Below are 17,180 nucleotides of genomic sequence, written 5' to 3'. Positions count from 1 at the left end.
AACAAAAACTAAACACTACAACCTCTATACCTTACATATATTTTTAGTAAATACACGAAGTTTTATTCGGTATTTCTTCGGTAGTTGTTCGGTAGTTGTTCGGTAGGCTTCGGTAAAATAGGGGTTTTACCGAAGGAATACCGAACAAAACCCGAACAAAACTAAAATAAATACAACTAAACCTGGATCACTTTGTAAAAAACCGTTTACGCAACCAAAACGCTACATTCACTAAAATAATCAAAGCGGGCACTTCCACTAACGGACCTATAACACCGGCAAAAGCTTGTCCGCTATTAATACCAAAAACACCAATAGAAACGGCAATTGCCAACTCAAAATTATTTCCAGAAGCGGTGAATGATAATGCAACAGCATCGCGGTAGTTGGCTCCGATTTTCTTAGAAACGAAAAACATCAAGAAAAACATAATTGCGAAGAAAATTACTAATGGAATGGCGATTCGAACCACATCTAAAGGTAAATCAACAATCATTTCACCTTTTAAACTGAACATGACTACAATCGTAAAAAGCAAAGCAATTAATGTAATCGGAGAAACAAAAGGAATAAATTGTTGATTGAAAAACTTCTCACCCAAATATTTCTTAATGGCAAATCGACTCACAACTGCCAAAGCAAACGGAATGCCTAAATAAATCCCAACGGTTTTGGCAATTTCTGCAATAGTTATATTTAATTGCAAACCTTTAATTCCAAACAACGGCAACATAATCTCAAGATAAAAATAGGCATACAAACTAAAGAAAAACACCTGCAGCAAACTATTAATGCCTATTAAACCAGCAGTTAATTCCCGGTTTCCCTCAGCTAATTCATTCCAAACAATAACCATAGCGATACAAGGAGCTAAACCAATAATAATTAAACCCGTCATATATTCTGGATAGTCTTTTAAGAAAAAAGTTGCCAATAAAAACATTAAAAAAGGGCCAACAATCCACGTTATAAAAAACGAAGCGGTAAGCAATTTTGGTTTCTCAAACATTTTAGGCACTTGCGAAAAATCAATTTTGGTTAATGGCGGATACATCATTAAAATCAATCCAATGGCCAAAGGAATATTTGTAGTTCCCGAAGAAAAAGAGTTGATAAAATCAGCTGAATTGGGTATAAAATAACCCATGGAAACGCCAATTAGCATCGCTAAAAATATCCATAAGGTTAAAAATCGGTCTAAAAATCCTAATCTTTTTTTCATTTTGATTTAGTTTATTTGAGAAAATACAAAATACATTTCCGAAGCAATTTGCAAACTACGTTCTGCGTATTTTTCGTTCATTAATTCGGTGCCATCGAAAGCTTTTGGGTCATCATATTTGATTGGAAATCGAGATTCTGCACCAAAAACCATAGGACAACCTTCATCGGCATTGTTGCAAGTCATAATGGCTGAGAAATTGGTTTTCGGATTAAAATCATCAAAATATGTTTTTGAAAAACAAATAATAGGATGTTGATTTTCATCGAATTTTAAAGCATACACAGGATTTTGTTCTTGGCTTAATTGCTGAATTTGAAATCCTTGATTTGTTAAGGTTTCAGCTACTTTTGGAAACATTGCTGTAGCTTCTGTTCCACCAGAATAGCAAAATACATTTTGAATTTGGAAATGAAACGCCATAGTTTGTGCCCAAATTTGCGACAAATGACTTCTACGAGAATTGTGTGTACAAATAAAATTTAAATGAATTTCTTCTTGAAGATTGACTTTATTTTGAATGTAATCCGCTAAGGGTTGTAACACTGCTTGTCTTTCAATTGAAACAGAGATTTCTTTTACAATTTCAATCGTATTAGATAGATTTTTGAACATATTTTTCACAATTTACATTAACAACATTTGGCATCTAACTTAATATACATTCCCATAAAATAGCGTCCAATAGATTCAAACACTTCTTTATTCAAACAATAACAAATTGATTTTCCTTCAATAGTACCTTGTATGATGTTGGCATTTTTTAATTCTTTCAAATGTTGAGAAATGGTAGGTTGTGCCAATGGTAATTCATTTACAATATCACCACAAATACAAGAATCGACCTTTAATAAATATTGAATAATAGCTACTCTGGCAGGATTTGCCATAGCTTTAAACAAGTTAGCCATATCGTTTTGTTCTGTTGTAAAAGATTCAGATTTTGTAATTCCCATTGTATCATATTTATATATTGCAATATTACGATAATAACCTGAACAAAAAAATGTTTCTGTAAAAAAAGAAACATTTTAGGTGAATTTATTTAAAACCAATTTTTTCTTTTGAAATAAATAATCATAGATGTAAATAATAAAAACATACTAGTTAGCACATAAAAATAGCCGTATTCCCAATGTAATTCGGGCATATTGTCAAAATTCATACCATATACACCTACAACAAATGTTAACGGCATAAAGAATACAGAAACAACTGTTAAGGTTTTCATTACTTCATTCATTTTATGACTTTGTAATGAAAAATAAAACGAAGAGGCACTTTCCAACGAACTTAAATCGGCATCAATCTGATCTAAAAGTTCCAAACATTTTTGATGTAAACGAGAGAAAAACGAATAATTTTCAACTGTAATGACATTAAAAACATCGTCATCTTTCATACTTTTTATAGAATACAAAGAATCGCGAAGTGGCACAATAGAACGACGCAGAAAGTTTAAATTATCTCTATGGTGTTCTATATCTTCTAAAATATTCGGATTGGGTTTTGTTTTAATTAAATCGATAACCGTATCAATTTTATGTTCCTCGCTTTCAATGGTAATATAAAAATTTTCCATTACAGCATCAAGTAGGAGATATAATAAATAATCGACTTTTCTATCTCTAACAATTCCTGCTTGTTGTCGCATTCTTTCTCGAATATGAAGAAAAAAATCGCTCTTTTTCTCTTGAAACGAAAACAAGAAACCATCACGTAATATAAAACTTATTTGCTCAACGTCAATACCGTTAGAGTCTGGAAGTAAAGACTTAATATTAAAAAACAGTGTATGATTGTACTCCTCAACTTTTGATCGTTTCAGAATATTTAAAATATCACCTAAAATAAAATCATCAATTTTAAATTTTATACCAATTTCCTTAATTAAGGTAATGTCCGACAAGCCGTGCAAATTAATCCAATTGTTTTTTGTCGCATCTAAATGCTTATCCAATTGAGATAATTTTATATCCTCAAATTCAGATAATTCCTCAGAATTATATACAAATAATTGCATTTCAGGTGCAATATTTTCGTGTTTACCCGTATACTCAATTAGAGTTGGTATAACTTTTCGACCTTTTTTGTATAATAGTTTTCGCACTTTATATTAAATAAGTATTTTTACCTTTTACAAATATAACTAATTCTTATGCAAACCATAATTATAAATATAAAACAATTACTCCAAGTTAGAGAAACTTCTATTAAAAAAGTTTCAGGTTCGGAAATGGCGCATTTACCTATTTTAGAGAATGCCTTTTTAGTTTTGGAAAATGATCTTATTTCCGATTTTGGTTTAATGGAAAATTGTCCAAATTTAGAAAAAGCAACAGTAATTGATGCTACTGGAAAAATTGTGATGCCAAGTTTTTGCGACAGTCATACCCATATTGTATATGCTGGAAATAGAAGTGGCGAGTTTGTAGATAGAATAAATGGTTTATCGTATGAGGAAATTGCTAATCGCGGTGGCGGAATTTTAAATTCGGCAAAGAAATTAAATGAAACGTCCGAAGACGAAATATATAATCAATCGAAAAAACGTTTAGAAGAAGTCATTTCTCAAGGGACAGGAGCGGTTGAAATTAAATCGGGTTACGGTTTAACTGTAGAAGGCGAATTGAAAATGCTTCGAGTGATAAAAAAATTAAAAGAAAACTATCCTATTGCGATAAAATCAACTTTCCTTGGTGCACACGCTTTTCCAACGGAATACAAAGAAAATCATCAAGCGTATATCGATTTGATTATCAATGAAATGTTACCCAAAATCGCAGCAGAACATTTAGCCGATTATATAGATGCCTTTTTGGAAACGGGTTATTTTAGTGTTTCAGAAACCATCCAAATTATGGAAGCAGGTAAAAAATATGGCCTAAAACCAAAAATTCACGTAAATCAGTTTACAGCAATTAACGGAATAAAAGCGTGTGTAGAAAATGGAGCTTTAAGTGTTGACCATTTGGAAATTGTAACTGATGAAGACATCGCAGCATTAAAAAATTCTGATTGTATGCCAGTGGCGTTACCAAGTTGTTCGTATTTTATTTCGATTCCGTACACGCCAGCTCGACAAATGTTGAATGCTGGTTTACCTTTAGCATTAGCCTCTGACTTTAACCCAGGAACTACGCCTTCAGGAAATATGCATTTTGTGGTTGCAACGGCTTGTATCAAAATGAAAATGACACCAGAAGAAGCGATAAATGCCGCCACAATTAACGGCGCTTATGCAATGGATTTAAGCGATTCTCACGGAAGTATTACAAAAGGCAAAAAAGCCAATTTGATTATTACCAAGCCGTTACATAGTTTTTATGAAATTCCGTATTGTTTTGCTACGAATTTGATTGATAGTGTTTGGTTGGATGGGAAGAAATTTTAAAACTTAGTAACTAAGAAACTAAGCTACTTAGTAACTGAGATTTTAAAACCCAGCTTCCACAAAAATCTCCATAACTTCCTTTGAAATCGGATGTTCAAACTGAATATATTCGGCGTGAAGATGCAATCTATTGGCTTTCGTACCATATAAATCATCACCTGTTATTGGTGTGTGTAATCCTAAACTATGAGAAGCGTGCACTCGTAATTGGTGCGTTCTTCCGGTAATGGGATAAAAATGAACTTTCGTTTTACCATTTTTAACTTCAATAGTTTTCCACTTGGTTTGTGCCGATTTTCCATGTTCATAACAAACCAATTGCCTTGGTCTATCCTCTAAATCTACTCGCAAAGGCAAATCTATATATCCGTGAGATTGTTCCAATAAACCATCCAATAAAGCGACATAGCGTTTCTTAATGGTTCGATTGATAAACTGACTTTGCAATTGTACGGCTGCAGCTTCATTTTTTGCGATAAGCATAATTCCAGAAGTGGACATATCCAACCGATGCACTATTAAAGGACCTGTGGCTTCCGGATATTTCTCCTTAATTCGTGAATAAACAGAATCTGAAATGGTTTTTCCAGGAACGGAAAAAAACTCGGTAGGTTTATTTATGGCAAGCATAACCTCATCTTCATATATAATTTCAATGTCTTTTCCTGCTGCGTGATTCATAATAAATGGATTTTCTTCCATTTCTAAACCTTTAAGCATATGTCCCATCAAAATGGGTTCGCATTTACTTTTACAAGATGGGTAAAATTGCTTGTGTTGGCGTACTTCGGAATTTGGCGATTGTCCCCACCAAAATTCGGCCATACAAATAGGTTTTAACTGATGTTGGAAAGCATAATGCAATAACTTTGGTGCAGCACATTCTCCAGCACCAGCAGGCGGATTATTATTAAAAATTTCAGCTAAACTTTTCTTCTCTTGGTACTGATTGTAAAAAGAATATTCTGAAAATATTTTTTGTTGTAATTGTGACGATTTGGCTTTTCGATCTTCTTTTAGTCGATGTATTTCATTAGTAAAAACTGCTACTTTTTCTTCTAAAGATTGCAACGTCAATTTCCAATATTTTGTCATTTTTTTTAACAAAATGCTTTCTTGCTTACTAGCTTCGGATAATTCTAAATTAAGAAGTTCTAATTCTTCTTTACTTAAGGTAGTCTCTAGTCGATTTCTCTTTTCGTCGCGAAGAATTTTCTGCTCTTTTATTCTTGTTTTTTGTTGCTGTAATTCGGTTTCTGCTTGAATTTTAGCTTGGTTAAACGACGCTAAAGTCTGTAAGTAATTGACATCATTTTCTAAATTTTCAAGTGTTCGATTTAAAGCATTTAGTACTTCTTCTTCTTTACGAAAAAAGCTATCTTCTGTTAACATATCAAAAACCGTAGGAACAAAATACTGATGATGATTTTCATTCGCTAATTTTCCTGAAAACGCCCATAAATAGCCTAATTCACCTTTCTCATTTTGGCAAACCAAAACACCAAACATTTTTCCAATAACCAAACCTTTCTGAGTAGCATCTAATCCAAAATTATGATCAAAATTAGTTTGAGTTGCTAAATAATCTTGCAAAGAGGCAGCCGCAATTTCACTCAATTTATGTGGTTGATAATAAAATGGAAATGTAAACTTTTCAGGTAACGTAATTCCTGAAATATCGGTTTTAAAAAGTTGAAAAAATTGGTTTTGCATTTCGCAAAGATAACATTTAAAAATTCCAAAAGTGAAATATCAAAATCCAAAAAATTACGTACATATCAATTAAATTTTAATAAACTCAAAAAAAAAGCGCAAACATTTTTTTTTACTACTTGCTTATTTTATTTTTGCAGTTATATATAAAAACCAAAACGAGAAATGGGAAGAGCGTTTGAATTCAGAAAAGGAAGAAAAATGAAGCGTTGGTCGGCAATGGCTAAAGCATTTACCAGAATAGGTAAAGATATTGTAATGGCGGTTAAAGAAGGAGGTCCAAACCCAGATGCCAACTCACGATTAAGAGCTATCATACAAAACTCTAAGGCGGTAAATATGCCTAAAGAGAACGTAGAACGTGCCATTAAAAAAGCTACAGATAAAGACACTGCAAACTATAAAGAAATTTTATTTGAAGGCTATGCGCCACACGGAATTGCCATTTTAATTGAAACCGCCTCTGATAATAACAATAGAACCGTAGCGAATATTAGAAGTTATTTTAATAAATGTAACGGAACAATGGGAACACAAGGTTCGGTTGAATTTATGTTTGACCATACTTGTAATTTCAGAATTCCTGCTGCCGGACAAGATATAGACGAATTAGAATTAGAAATGATTGATTTTGGTGTAGAAGAAATTTTCGCTGATGATGAAGATGGCATTTTAATGTATGCACCTTTTGAAAGTTTCGGAGCCATTCAGAAAGAATTAGAATCTAGAGGTTTAGAAATTTTATCTTCTGGATTTGATAGAATTCCTCAAGTAACCAAAGAATTAACACCAGAGCAAGTAGCTGATGTAGAAAAATTATTAGAAAAAATTGAAGAAGACGATGATGTAATGAACGTGTTTCACACTATGTTAGAAAATTAGTATTCAATTTAAAGTTAGCATTACAAAACTTCAGAGTAATCTGGAGTTTTTTGTTTAAAAAAACAACTCGAAATGAACATAAAACTTATCGCCATAGGCAAAACAGATAATAAAAATCTAAACGCTTTAATTGAAGAATATACCAAGCGATTGGGATTTTATATTAAGTTCGATTTAGAAGTAATACCGGATATAAAAAACGTAAAAAACTTATCGGAATCGGAACAAAAAATAAAAGAAGGACAACTCATTTTAGGAAAATTAGCACCAACTGACCAATTAATTTTATTAGACGAAAACGGAAAGGAATATACTAGTGTTGGATTTTCTGATTTTTTACAAAAGAAAATGAACTCTGGAATTAAAACGTTGGTGTTTGTAATTGGAGGACCTTACGGATTTTCAGAAGAAGTGTATCAAAAAGCACAAGGAAAAGTCGCTTTATCTCAAATGACTTTTTCACATCAAATGGTACGTTTATTTGTAATTGAACAAATTTACAGAGGGTTTACTATCTTGAATAACGAACCGTATCACCATCAATAAATTTTTGATTTACGAATTTAGATTTACGAATTCTTACAATCTAAAATCGTAAATACAGGTTCACGCATTCCACTGCTTCTTTTACATCGTGAACTCTTAAAATATTTGCGCCTTTTTGTAAACAGAATGCGTGTAAAAAAGTCGTTCCGTTTAACGCTTCTTCTGGCGAAGTTTCCAAAGCTTTATAAATCATTGATTTTCTTGAAATTCCTGCTAAAATAGGTAAATCGTGAAATTGTAATAGTTCTAAATTCTGAAGTAACTCGTAATTATGTTCTAAGGTTTTCGCAAATCCAAAGCCAGGATCGATGATGATGTCGTTTAAACCAAAACGTCTCGCTTTCGCAATTCGTTCCGAAAAATAATAATTCATTTCTTTAAGTAAATCGTCATAATTCGCTAAGCTTTGCATAGTTTGTGGCGTGCCTTTCATATGCATCATAATATACGGAACTTGTAATTTAGCTACCGTTTCTAACATTTTTTCATCTAACAGACCAGCAGAAATATCATTAATTAGAGCCGCTCCATTTTCGATGGCTTGTTTGGCTACTTCGCTTCTAAAAGTATCAATAGAAAGTAAAATATCGGGAAAATTCTCAACTAATAACTTTACAATTGGTATCACGCGATTTAATTCTTCTGTTTCGGATACAAATTCGGCTGAAGGTTTACTCGAATAGCCACCTAAATCAATAAAAGTAGCGCCATCAACTAACATTTTTTCTACCTGAAAAAGAATTTCATTAGAATTTGTAAGTTTTCCACCATCAAAAAATGAATCTGGTGTCACATTAACAATACCCATTACTTTGGGTGTTGATAAGTTGATGAGCGTTCCTTTACAGTTTATTGTTGACATAGTATTTTTTACTTATATTTGAACTTTGATACAAATATAAAATAATAATGAGCAATACCTCACAAGAATACGACAAAGTTATAGCTGTTTGCAGAGAATTATTTACAAAAAAAGCCCACGATTATGGTACGGCTTGGCGGGTTTTACGTTTGCCTTCATTAACCGATCAAATATTTATTAAAGCACAACGCATAAGAAGTTTACAAGAAAACGACGTAAGAAAAGTAGATGAAGATGAAACGTCAGAATTTATTGGGATTATCAATTATTGCGTAATGGCTTTAATTCAAATGGATAAAGGAATTGCTTCTCAACCGGATTTATCAGCTGATGAAGCAATAAAATTATTCAATCACAAAATTGAAATCACGAAAGAATTAATGGAAGATAAAAATCACGATTATGGGGAAGCTTGGCGCGATATGCGTGTGAGCTCACTAACAGATTTGATTATTCAAAAGTTATTACGCGTGAAACAAATTGAAGACAACCAAGGAAAAACATTAGTTTCTGAAGGTATTGATGCCAATTATCAAGATATGATAAACTATTCGGTTTTTGCTTTGATTTTGATGGAAAAATTTTAATAACATCTTATTAACACAAATTATCAAAAAGCCTGTTTATATTTGTTAAAACACATTAAAATGAACAAAAAAAATATATCTTGGACGTTAAGAATAGTTATTGCTTTACTTTTTATAGTTTCAGCAATTGCGAAAATATCTAAAGGATGGATTTCTGATTTTCCATTTATCGATTTTTCTCCCTATTTTGCTATTTCTACTTTTGAAGTCAAACAACTTTTAACTTTAGGATTTTCAGATACACTTGCGCCCTATTTTTCAAGAATTTTAATTGGAATCGAGTTTGCTCTAGGCTTTTTATTACTTAGCAATAATTTCTTAAAACGCATTACTATTCCCGCTACAGTTGGCTTGTTGAGTGTTTTTATCATTCATTTGAGTTATGTTACTTTTTTAAGTGGAGGAAATTCAGGAAATTGTGGTTGTTTTGGCGAATTAATTCCAATGACTCCTATTGAAGCCATTATTAAAAATATCATCGCAGTTGGATTATTAATTTGGTTATGGAAAATTTCAGAAAACGATAAAAAATCAAATATTTGGATGTTAACCAGTATCACTTTAGCTTGTATATTAGGTTTGTTTATGTTGGCACCAATGAAAGCGAGTTCAACATCACTATCAAATAGCACTGACAATATCAATATTTCAACTGATTCGATATCAAAATTAACGGATTCGGTAAAAATCGAGGAAATTAAAACCATCGATTCATCGAAAATTAAAGTTGAAGAAGCGGTTGAAGAAGTAAAAAAAGAAGTAGGACCAAAACAAGCGATTTCAGGTTATGCTGACTTATATTCAGATATAGACAAAGGTCAAAAAATATTGTGTTTTTTCGTTCCAGGTTGCGAACATTGTAGAGATGCTGCAAAAGATATAAACGCTTTACAAAAAAAACATAAAGATTTCCCTGAAGTTCAAATTGTATTTATGGACGAAGAAGCGGAAAAAATTCCAGATTTCTTTAAATACGCTGGAAAACAATTCCCACATAAAGTAATTGATATCATTCCGTTTTGGACAAAATTAGGCACAGGAAAAGACACCCCTGGTGTAGTATATTTACACAACGGAAACGTAATTAAATTTTTTGATGGTATTTCCGAAAAAGCATTTAACAGTAAAGCATTAGAGAAAGTTATATACAAAAAATAAAATTCCAAATAACAAATTCCAAATAACAAATTCCAAATAACAAATTCGAATTTAAATAAAAATATTTTTATGAAAAAAATCTTAGCTACATTAGCATTAGGACTTGGGTTAACATCTTGCCAAGCACAAACTGAATTTTCTAAAGAAAGTTTAACTGCAAAATTAATCAATTCTGAAAATCAAGAGATTTCTTTTGATGAAATTTTAAAGCAAAACCACGGCAAAACTGTGGTAATTGAAGTTTGGGCATCGTGGTGTTCGGACTGTATAAAAAGTATGCCTCAGGTTAAAGAATTAAAAGAAAAATTTCCAGAAGTTGCTTTTGTAAATTTATCTTGTGATAAAACCTTTGATGCATGGAAAAGTGGCATTGAAAAACACGAGGTAACGGGCGAAAATTATTTGATTACAGACGGAATGAAAGGCGAATTTGGAACTTCAATAAAATTGGATTGGATTCCACGTTTTATGGTAATTAACAAAGAAGGAAAAATAGTTTTGTTTCGCGCCATCGAAAAAGACTTCGATAAAATCATTGAAAGTATAGAAACATCTAAATAAAATAAAATATCATAACCAAAATAAGCATTTTTTATTCTTTCAACACAGATTGGAGAAATTTTAATAATTTTAATAATTTTTCCAATCTGTGTTCAAAAAAAATGTTATAACTAAATTAAAAAATGAGAAAAAACATCGTAGCCGGTAACTGGAAAATGAATAAAACCTTACCGCAAGCCATTGAATTAATCAATGAAATTAAAAACAATAAGCCAAACAATTCAGCTGAAGTTATTTTAGCTACTCCTTTTCCTTATTTAGCAAAAGCTATTGAATTAGTAGCGGGTTCAGATATTAAAATCGCGGCGCAAAATATGCACCAAGCGGAAGGTGGTGCGTTTACAGGTGAAGTTTCTGCATCAATGTTAACCAGTATTGGCGTTAACACTGTAATTTTAGGACACAGTGAAAGAAGAGCTTATTTTCACGAAAATGATGCCTTATTAGCTAACAAAGTAGCTACCGCATTGGCTCACGATATGACTGTTATTTTTTGCTTTGGCGAAGAATTAAAAGACAGACAAAGCGACAATCATTTTAACGTTGTGGAATACCAATTACGTGATGGTTTGTTTCATATTTCAAAAGAAAACTGGAAAAATATTGTATTGGCTTACGAACCTGTTTGGGCAATTGGAACTGGCGAAACGGCCTCTCCAGAACAAGCGCAAGAAATGCATTTATTTATTAGAAATTTAGTAGATAAAGTTTTCGGAAGAGACATTTCAGAAAATGTTTCCATCCTTTACGGTGGAAGTGTAAAACCAGACAACGCCAAAGAAATTTTTTCTAAACCAGATGTTGACGGCGGATTAATCGGTGGAGCGGCATTAAACGCTAACGATTTTTTCGGAATTATTTCTGGAATATAATTTTTGTTTCAAGTTTAAGGTTTCGAGTTAATTAAAACAACCTGAAACTTTAAACTTTAAACTTTAAACTCAAAAATGGAATACCTCTTAATCCCAATTGTAGCATTGCTTGCTTCTGCCCTAACCTTTTTCTCTGGTTTTGGATTAGGAACATTGTTATTACCTGCTTTTGCCTTATTTTTTCCTATAGATGTGGCGATTGCTTTAACTGCCATAGTTCATTTTTTGAACAATGCATTTAAATTTGTTTTGGTTAAAAAACATATTGATTGGAAAATTGCAATACAATTTGGAATTCCCGCATTGATTTTTTCTTTTCTTGGTGCACTGCTTTTAGATAAGATTACTTATGCTACTATTATAGCTGAATATACAATTAATAATACCGTTTTTCAAATTACAATAATGAAAAGCATTGTGGCTATTTTACTAATTTTCTTCGCTTTATTTGAGTTATTTCCGAAATTAAAAAACTTACAATTTCCAGAAAAATATTTGCCTCTTGGTGGTATATTAAGTGGCTTTTTTGGCGGACTTTCAGGGCATCAAGGCGCATTACGAAGTGCGTTTTTAACGAAAGTTGGTTTGTCTAAAGAAGCGTTTATTGCCACTGGTGTACTTATCGCTTGTATGATAGACATAAGTAGAATGTCGGTGTATTTTACCAACATTTCAAAAGTGAAGGACAATTTAAATATCAATTTAGTAATTATTGCAACCCTTGCTGCGTTTATAGGTGTGTATTATGGAAACAAATTGGTAAAAAAAATAACCATAAACACCGTTCAGAAAATCGTGGCATTTATGATTATTGTATTTGCGATTGCTTTGGGGTTTGGGATTGTTTAGATGGGTACACGGATTCAACGGATGAAAGGGATTTTCACAGATTAAATTCAAAACCTTGTCAATCTGAACTTGTTTCAGATTCTATTTCTATACTCTATTTTCTATACTCTATCTTCTGTTTTCCCTTTTCACATATTTATGTAAAAAATCTCCTTTTGGTTTTCCTAAATCGAAAGAACTGAATTTGGTTAAAAAACGGGTTTCTGTTCTCGCTTCGTCTCTGTCCCAATTTTCATATTCTATACGATAAATGGCGGAATACATTTCGGCTCTTCCCACACCGTGAAAACAATGAATTAATACTGGATAATTTGCTTTATTGTCCATTACATTAAAAAAAGCGTCTAAATTTTCAGGTTTTGGCACTTGATCTGAGCCAATATTGAAATAATTCAATCCTTCAATTTTAGCAGCTGCTTCTTTTTCTGCAATAAGTTCTACCGGAATTTCTGGATTATTTACATCATCACCGGTTCCTGGAAAACGCAAATCGATAATGCTTTTAATATTATACTCTTTTACAAAATCGGCAATATCTTCTGGTGGAATGACGCCACTTTTATATACTTTACCTTCGGAAATTACTTTTAAATTATGGTTTATTTTATAATCATAAAAATAGCTCTTTGCCCAAAAAAGTGCCGCAATTACTATAACTGAAACTAATATTTTCTTTTTCATTTTACTACTCTAAAATTACTTTTTATTTTTGACTTAATTACTCAACTTTTTATCAATAATTCTATTAAAATAATCTTGAATAAAAGCTTTACAAGCCATTTCAATATCATTCATTTCTTTGTTTCTTTTTCCAATTAAATTGTGCAATTGTTCTTTATCCTCTTTACTGTAAAAACCAACGGCAACTTTACCGTCAAAAGCACAAACATAATTTCCTTTAGCAAAGTTATACATTCCTGTATTATAATTAATTACAAAAGGTTGAATTCCTTGTTTTTTATCCAGTAAACTTCTTCCCCAACTTCTAAATGGTTTATTATACCCAATAATATCCATAACTGTAGGAAAAATATCAATATGTTGAGCCAACTCATTACTTTCACCTTTTAGTTTATATTTAGGTGAATAAAAAAGTATAGGAACCGCTAATCTATTCATTATTTTATGATAGTATTCTTCATTATAATTCACTAAATTACAATGATCTGCGGTGATAATAAATATAGTATTTTCAAACCAAGGTTGTTTTTTAGCGGATTCAAAAAACTTTTTAAAAGCATAATCTGTATACCCTACAGGCTGATGCATAGGGTTGGTTCCTTTTGGTAGTTTATTTTTAAACTCTGTAGGCACCACGTATGGTTCGTGCGAAGTTACCGTAAAAATGGTACTAAAAAATGGTGCTTTCTTTTGACTTATTGTTTTATTCATAAATTGCATAAAAGGCACATCCCAAATTCCCCACGAACCATCAAAATCGGCATCATTTCCGTATTCTGTCATACCATAATAATGGTCAAAACCTAAAATATTTCCAAATCCTAAAAATCCCATTGAACCATTTGGTGCACCGTGAAAAAATGAAGTATCATACCCTTTACTTTTTAAACAAGAAACCATAGAGCCAATTTTTTGTTTGGCATACGGAGAAGACGTAAAGGCATCTTTAAATGAAGGAATTCCTGATAATATAGACGACATTCCGTGTATGGATTTATACCCATTTGCATACGCATTGGTGAAAATTAAACTTTCGGTAGCCAAGGAATCAATAAAAGGCGTATAACTCACATAATCCTTAATTTTTGTGTTTTTATTAAATGCACCAATATATTCTCTACCCATACTTTCGGTGATAATCAATACAATATTTGGTGAAGTTGGAGTATTAGAATCATACAACTTTATAGGTTGAAAATTTGCATTAACAACGTCTTCTGGTATGTTAAAATCGGTTTTTTTAAAAGTCTGTACACCCAATGTTCTTAAAAACGAAAAAGTAGAATTTAAAACCAAATCGGCTTGTTGTGATTTTTTTACAAATCTGTTGGCGTCTACTAAATTAATTGGTCGAGTACTTTTCTTGAAATCGCCACGAATCCCACCAATACATAAAGTGGCTATTACTAAAACACCAAAAATAGATTTTGCAACATATTTTATCTTAGCATTTTCTACTAAATTGTGTTTCACTTTTACTTTTTGATACAATAAAACCCATAAAGCAGATACTACTATAAACAACAAAAACACATGCCAATAGGTAATTAAAAATCGAAATAACATACCGCCTTTTGATTCTTCATTTTTTACCAAATCCCAAGCGGCAAGTGTTAATCGAGAAAAATTGTATTTGTAATAGATTAAATCAACAAAATTAAAGGCGTAAAAAAATAAATTTGATATGAAATACAAATAAAATAATCCTTTTTGATACTTCGGTTTTGTATTTATAAAAAATGGTAAAGTAGACAATAAAATAAATAGCCCATTTACATATAAAATGGCCGTGGTATCAAAAACCAAACCATGGTACGAAATCTGTAAAAACTCAGTTACTGAATTTACATCCAAAATATCGTTATTATATGTAAAGAATAAAATTCGAGCTATAAAATAAAACAAATACGCCAATGCTATTCTGTAAAACAACACGCTGTATTCGTTTAATCTGAAAAATGATTTCATTTAATTATAATTTAATTGATGCAAAATTAACAATAATCAAAGTTTTTCAGTGAAATATTTTTATAAAGTTCTATTTTTTTATAAATTGCAGTTTAAAATAACTTTTATATGAAAAATGTAACACGACTTTTTGATTTTCCTTATTTTCAATTAGAAAATTACAACTTACCAGATGCTTTGGTAACTAAAAATGGTACTGATTGGATTAAAACTTCTACACAAGAATACATCAATAAAGCCAATGCTTTATCCAGAGCCTTATTACATTTAGGGGTTGAAAAAAATGATAAAATTGCTATCATTTCATCAAACAATAGAACAGAATGGCATATTTCAGATATTGGAATTTTGCAAACTGGAGCACAAAATGTTCCTATTTATCCAACCATATCTTCTGAAGATTACGAATATATTTTAAATCATTCTGAAGCAAAATACTGTTTCGTATCTGACCAAGAAGTATATGAAAAATTAAAAGCGGTACACGCTAATATTCCATTATTAAAAGATATTTATTCGTTTAACGAAATTTCTGGTTGTAAAAAATGGAGTGATTTATTAGAAACCGGTAAAGATGACGCCAATCAAAATGAGGTAGAAGCTCGTAAAGATGCGGTTTTACCTTCCGATTTAGCAACTATAATTTATACTTCAGGAACTACAGGTCGACCAAAAGGGGTAATGCTTACACATGATAACATTGTTTCTGATGTGTTAAATTCAGATAAAAGAATGCCGTTACGAAAAGGAAGTACGCGTGCGTTGAGTTTCTTGCCTATTTGCCATATTTTCGAAAGAATGCTAACGTATTTGTATCAATATGGTGGAATATCCATTTATTTTGCGGAAAGCATTGAAAAAATATCTGACAATTTAAAAGAAGTACATCCGCACGTAATGTCAGTTGTACCAAGACTTTTAGAAAAAGTGTACGATAAAATTTACGCAAAAGGAGCCGATTTAACAGGAATTAAAAAACGATTATTCTTTTGGGCATTAGATTTAGGTATGGCTTACAAACCTTATAATGAAAATGGTGCCTTTTATAACTTCAAATTGGCCATTGCCAGAAAATTAATTTTCTCTAAATGGCAAGAAGGTTTGGGTGGCGAATTGGAAATGTTAGTTTCTGGTAGTGCGGCTTTACAAACACGTTTAACCAAAGTATTTACAGCCGCTGGAATTCCAGTAATGGAAGGATACGGATTAACGGAAACGTCTCCAGTAATTTCTGTAAACGATATGCGAAATGGCGGTTTCAGAATTGGAACTGTTGGTAGAGTAATTGAAAACGTTGAAGTTAAAATAGCTGAAGACGGTGAAATTCTTTGTAAAGGACCAAACGTAATGATTGGGTATTATAAAGACGAAGCACAAACTGCTGAAGTAATTAAAAACGGCTATTTCCACACAGGAGATATTGGTGAAATTGATGCCGATGGCTTCTTAAAAATCACCGATCGTAAAAAAGAAATGTTTAAAACTTCTGGTGGTAAGTATGTTGCGCCACAAGTATTAGAAAATTCATTCAAACAATCTCGTTTTATCGAGCAAATTATGGTTATTGGCGATGGCGAAAAAATGCCAGCTGCTTTCATTCAACCGGCATTTGATTTCGTAAAAGAATGGGCAATCAGACATAATATAGATTTAGGAAATTCTAATGAAGACCTTTGTAACAATCCAAAAGTTATTGCACGAATTCAAGAAGATATTGATGAAGCCAACAAAAAATTTGGGAATTGGGAACAAGTAAAACGTTTTGAATTAACACCAGATTTGTGGTCAATTGATGCTGGGCATTTAACGCCAACTATGAAATTGAAACGTAAAATAATCAAAGAGAAATACCAAACCCTTTACGATAAAATTTATCAATCATAAA

At 31.8% G+C, this 17,180-nt stretch carries 17 protein-coding genes; 9 read left to right on the top strand and 8 right to left on the bottom strand.

The annotated features are described in order from the left end of the window. Nucleotides 1–187 precede the first annotated feature (187 nt). The 4 genes from arsB to corA all read right to left on the bottom strand — a co-directional run bounded on the left by arsB (nt 188) and on the right by corA (nt 3,332). Entirely contained in the window at nt 188–1,222 is a 1,035-nt protein-coding gene (arsB, locus tag ACIQZ1_RS03270; RefSeq protein WP_396159026.1) for an ACR3 family arsenite efflux transporter, read from the bottom strand. A gap of 6 nt (nt 1,223–1,228) precedes the next feature. After that, a complete protein-coding gene (locus ACIQZ1_RS03265) occupies nt 1,229–1,837 on the bottom strand; it encodes a protein-tyrosine-phosphatase (RefSeq protein ID WP_396159024.1) in 609 nt (202 codons plus the stop codon). A gap of 17 nt (nt 1,838–1,854) precedes the next feature. Further along, a complete protein-coding gene (locus tag ACIQZ1_RS03260; RefSeq protein WP_396159022.1) occupies nt 1,855–2,178 on the bottom strand; it encodes an ArsR/SmtB family transcription factor in 324 nt (107 codons plus the stop codon). Nucleotides 2,179–2,267: 89 nt separating this feature from the next. Beyond that, a complete protein-coding gene (gene corA, locus ACIQZ1_RS03255) occupies nt 2,268–3,332 on the bottom strand; it encodes a magnesium/cobalt transporter CorA (protein ID WP_396159020.1) in 1,065 nt (354 codons plus the stop codon). Nucleotides 3,333–3,380: 48 nt separating this feature from the next. Between corA and hutI the strand changes: the two genes are divergently transcribed. Then, the gene (gene hutI, locus ACIQZ1_RS03250) at nt 3,381–4,616 is read left to right on the top strand and encodes an imidazolonepropionase (RefSeq protein ID WP_396159018.1); all 1,236 of its coding nucleotides are present in this window, start codon (nt 3,381–3,383) and stop codon (nt 4,614–4,616) included. Nucleotides 4,617–4,658: 42 nt separating this feature from the next. Here the strand turns inward: hutI and ACIQZ1_RS03245 are convergent, their stop codons facing one another. Further along, the gene (locus ACIQZ1_RS03245) at nt 4,659–6,329 is read right to left on the bottom strand and encodes a pseudouridine synthase (protein ID WP_396159016.1); all 1,671 of its coding nucleotides are present in this window, start codon (nt 6,327–6,329) and stop codon (nt 4,659–4,661) included. A gap of 165 nt (nt 6,330–6,494) precedes the next feature. Here ACIQZ1_RS03245 and ACIQZ1_RS03240 point away from each other — a divergent pair, with 165 nt between their 5' ends. Together ACIQZ1_RS03240 and rlmH are read left to right on the top strand one after the other, a co-directional pair. Continuing rightward, on the top strand, nt 6,495–7,211 hold the full coding sequence (locus ACIQZ1_RS03240; protein ID WP_353076555.1) for a YebC/PmpR family DNA-binding transcriptional regulator: 717 nt from the start codon (nt 6,495–6,497) through the stop codon (nt 7,209–7,211). 72 nt (nt 7,212–7,283) lie between these two features. Beyond that, the gene (gene rlmH, locus ACIQZ1_RS03235) at nt 7,284–7,757 is read left to right on the top strand and encodes a 23S rRNA (pseudouridine(1915)-N(3))-methyltransferase RlmH (protein WP_396159015.1); all 474 of its coding nucleotides are present in this window, start codon (nt 7,284–7,286) and stop codon (nt 7,755–7,757) included. Nucleotides 7,758–7,797: 40 nt separating this feature from the next. On the opposite strand, the gene folP is transcribed toward rlmH, so the two are convergent. Continuing rightward, nucleotides 7,798–8,619 (bottom strand): dihydropteroate synthase, encoded by an 822-nt coding sequence (gene folP, locus ACIQZ1_RS03230; RefSeq protein WP_396159013.1) that lies wholly within the window; start codon nt 8,617–8,619, stop codon nt 7,798–7,800. 47 nt (nt 8,620–8,666) lie between these two features. Here folP and ACIQZ1_RS03225 point away from each other — a divergent pair, with 47 nt between their 5' ends. The 5 genes from ACIQZ1_RS03225 (at nt 8,667) to ACIQZ1_RS03205 (ending at nt 12,646) form a co-directional block, all read left to right on the top strand. Further along, nucleotides 8,667–9,206, top strand: coding sequence for a DUF1599 domain-containing protein (locus ACIQZ1_RS03225; protein ID WP_396159011.1), 540 nt, complete (start codon nt 8,667–8,669; stop codon nt 9,204–9,206). 60 nt (nt 9,207–9,266) lie between these two features. Next, entirely contained in the window at nt 9,267–10,364 is a 1,098-nt protein-coding gene (locus ACIQZ1_RS03220; protein WP_396159009.1) for a MauE/DoxX family redox-associated membrane protein, read from the top strand. Nucleotides 10,365–10,433: 69 nt separating this feature from the next. Further along, nucleotides 10,434–10,925 (top strand): TlpA family protein disulfide reductase, encoded by a 492-nt coding sequence (locus tag ACIQZ1_RS03215; RefSeq protein ID WP_396159007.1) that lies wholly within the window; start codon nt 10,434–10,436, stop codon nt 10,923–10,925. 122 nt (nt 10,926–11,047) lie between these two features. Next, nucleotides 11,048–11,797: a triose-phosphate isomerase gene (tpiA, locus tag ACIQZ1_RS03210; protein WP_396159005.1), complete on the top strand. Its 750-nt coding sequence runs from the start codon at nt 11,048–11,050 to the stop codon at nt 11,795–11,797. 75 nt (nt 11,798–11,872) lie between these two features. After that, nucleotides 11,873–12,646: a sulfite exporter TauE/SafE family protein gene (locus tag ACIQZ1_RS03205; protein WP_396159003.1), complete on the top strand. Its 774-nt coding sequence runs from the start codon at nt 11,873–11,875 to the stop codon at nt 12,644–12,646. Between the two features lie 108 nt (nt 12,647–12,754). On the opposite strand, the gene ACIQZ1_RS03200 is transcribed toward ACIQZ1_RS03205, so the two are convergent. Both ACIQZ1_RS03200 and ACIQZ1_RS03195 read right to left on the bottom strand, forming a co-directional pair. Beyond that, entirely contained in the window at nt 12,755–13,327 is a 573-nt protein-coding gene (locus ACIQZ1_RS03200; protein ID WP_396159001.1) for a dual specificity protein phosphatase family protein, read from the bottom strand. Nucleotides 13,328–13,360: 33 nt separating this feature from the next. Next, nucleotides 13,361–15,295, bottom strand: a complete 1,935-nt coding sequence (locus ACIQZ1_RS03195; protein ID WP_396158999.1) for an LTA synthase family protein — start codon at nt 15,293–15,295, stop codon at nt 13,361–13,363. 108 nt (nt 15,296–15,403) lie between these two features. Here ACIQZ1_RS03195 and ACIQZ1_RS03190 point away from each other — a divergent pair, with 108 nt between their 5' ends. Then, a complete protein-coding gene (locus ACIQZ1_RS03190) occupies nt 15,404–17,179 on the top strand; it encodes an AMP-dependent synthetase/ligase (RefSeq protein WP_396158997.1) in 1,776 nt (591 codons plus the stop codon). Nucleotide 17,180 lies beyond the last annotated feature (1 nt).

Origin of the sequence: Flavobacterium sp. (assembly GCF_044341185.1) — a bacterium.
Taxonomy (GTDB): Bacteria; Bacteroidota; Bacteroidia; order Flavobacteriales; family Flavobacteriaceae; genus Flavobacterium.
This window is presented reverse-complemented; position numbering and strand designations above follow the sequence as displayed.

Bases quoted from the DNA above. Each gene is read 5' to 3' on its own strand.
- arsB (WP_396159026.1), bottom strand. From the start codon at position 1,222: ATGAAAAAAAGATTAGGATTTTTAGACCGATTTTTAACCTTATGGATA.
- ACIQZ1_RS03265 (WP_396159024.1), bottom strand. From the start codon at position 1,837: ATGTTCAAAAATCTATCTAATACGATTGAAATTGTAAAAGAAATCTCT.
- ACIQZ1_RS03260 (WP_396159022.1), bottom strand. From the start codon at position 2,178: ATGGGAATTACAAAATCTGAATCTTTTACAACAGAACAAAACGATATG.
- hutI (WP_396159018.1), top strand. From the start codon at position 3,381: ATGCAAACCATAATTATAAATATAAAACAATTACTCCAAGTTAGAGAA.
- ACIQZ1_RS03245 (WP_396159016.1), bottom strand. From the start codon at position 6,329: ATGCAAAACCAATTTTTTCAACTTTTTAAAACCGATATTTCAGGAATT.
- ACIQZ1_RS03240 (WP_353076555.1), top strand. From the start codon at position 6,495: ATGGGAAGAGCGTTTGAATTCAGAAAAGGAAGAAAAATGAAGCGTTGG.
- rlmH (WP_396159015.1), top strand. From the start codon at position 7,284: ATGAACATAAAACTTATCGCCATAGGCAAAACAGATAATAAAAATCTA.
- folP (WP_396159013.1), bottom strand. From the start codon at position 8,619: ATGTCAACAATAAACTGTAAAGGAACGCTCATCAACTTATCAACACCC.
- ACIQZ1_RS03225 (WP_396159011.1), top strand. From the start codon at position 8,667: ATGAGCAATACCTCACAAGAATACGACAAAGTTATAGCTGTTTGCAGA.
- ACIQZ1_RS03220 (WP_396159009.1), top strand. From the start codon at position 9,267: ATGAACAAAAAAAATATATCTTGGACGTTAAGAATAGTTATTGCTTTA.
- ACIQZ1_RS03215 (WP_396159007.1), top strand. From the start codon at position 10,434: ATGAAAAAAATCTTAGCTACATTAGCATTAGGACTTGGGTTAACATCT.
- tpiA (WP_396159005.1), top strand. From the start codon at position 11,048: ATGAGAAAAAACATCGTAGCCGGTAACTGGAAAATGAATAAAACCTTA.
- ACIQZ1_RS03205 (WP_396159003.1), top strand. From the start codon at position 11,873: ATGGAATACCTCTTAATCCCAATTGTAGCATTGCTTGCTTCTGCCCTA.
- ACIQZ1_RS03200 (WP_396159001.1), bottom strand. From the start codon at position 13,327: ATGAAAAAGAAAATATTAGTTTCAGTTATAGTAATTGCGGCACTTTTT.
- ACIQZ1_RS03195 (WP_396158999.1), bottom strand. From the start codon at position 15,295: ATGAAATCATTTTTCAGATTAAACGAATACAGCGTGTTGTTTTACAGA.
- ACIQZ1_RS03190 (WP_396158997.1), top strand. From the start codon at position 15,404: ATGAAAAATGTAACACGACTTTTTGATTTTCCTTATTTTCAATTAGAA.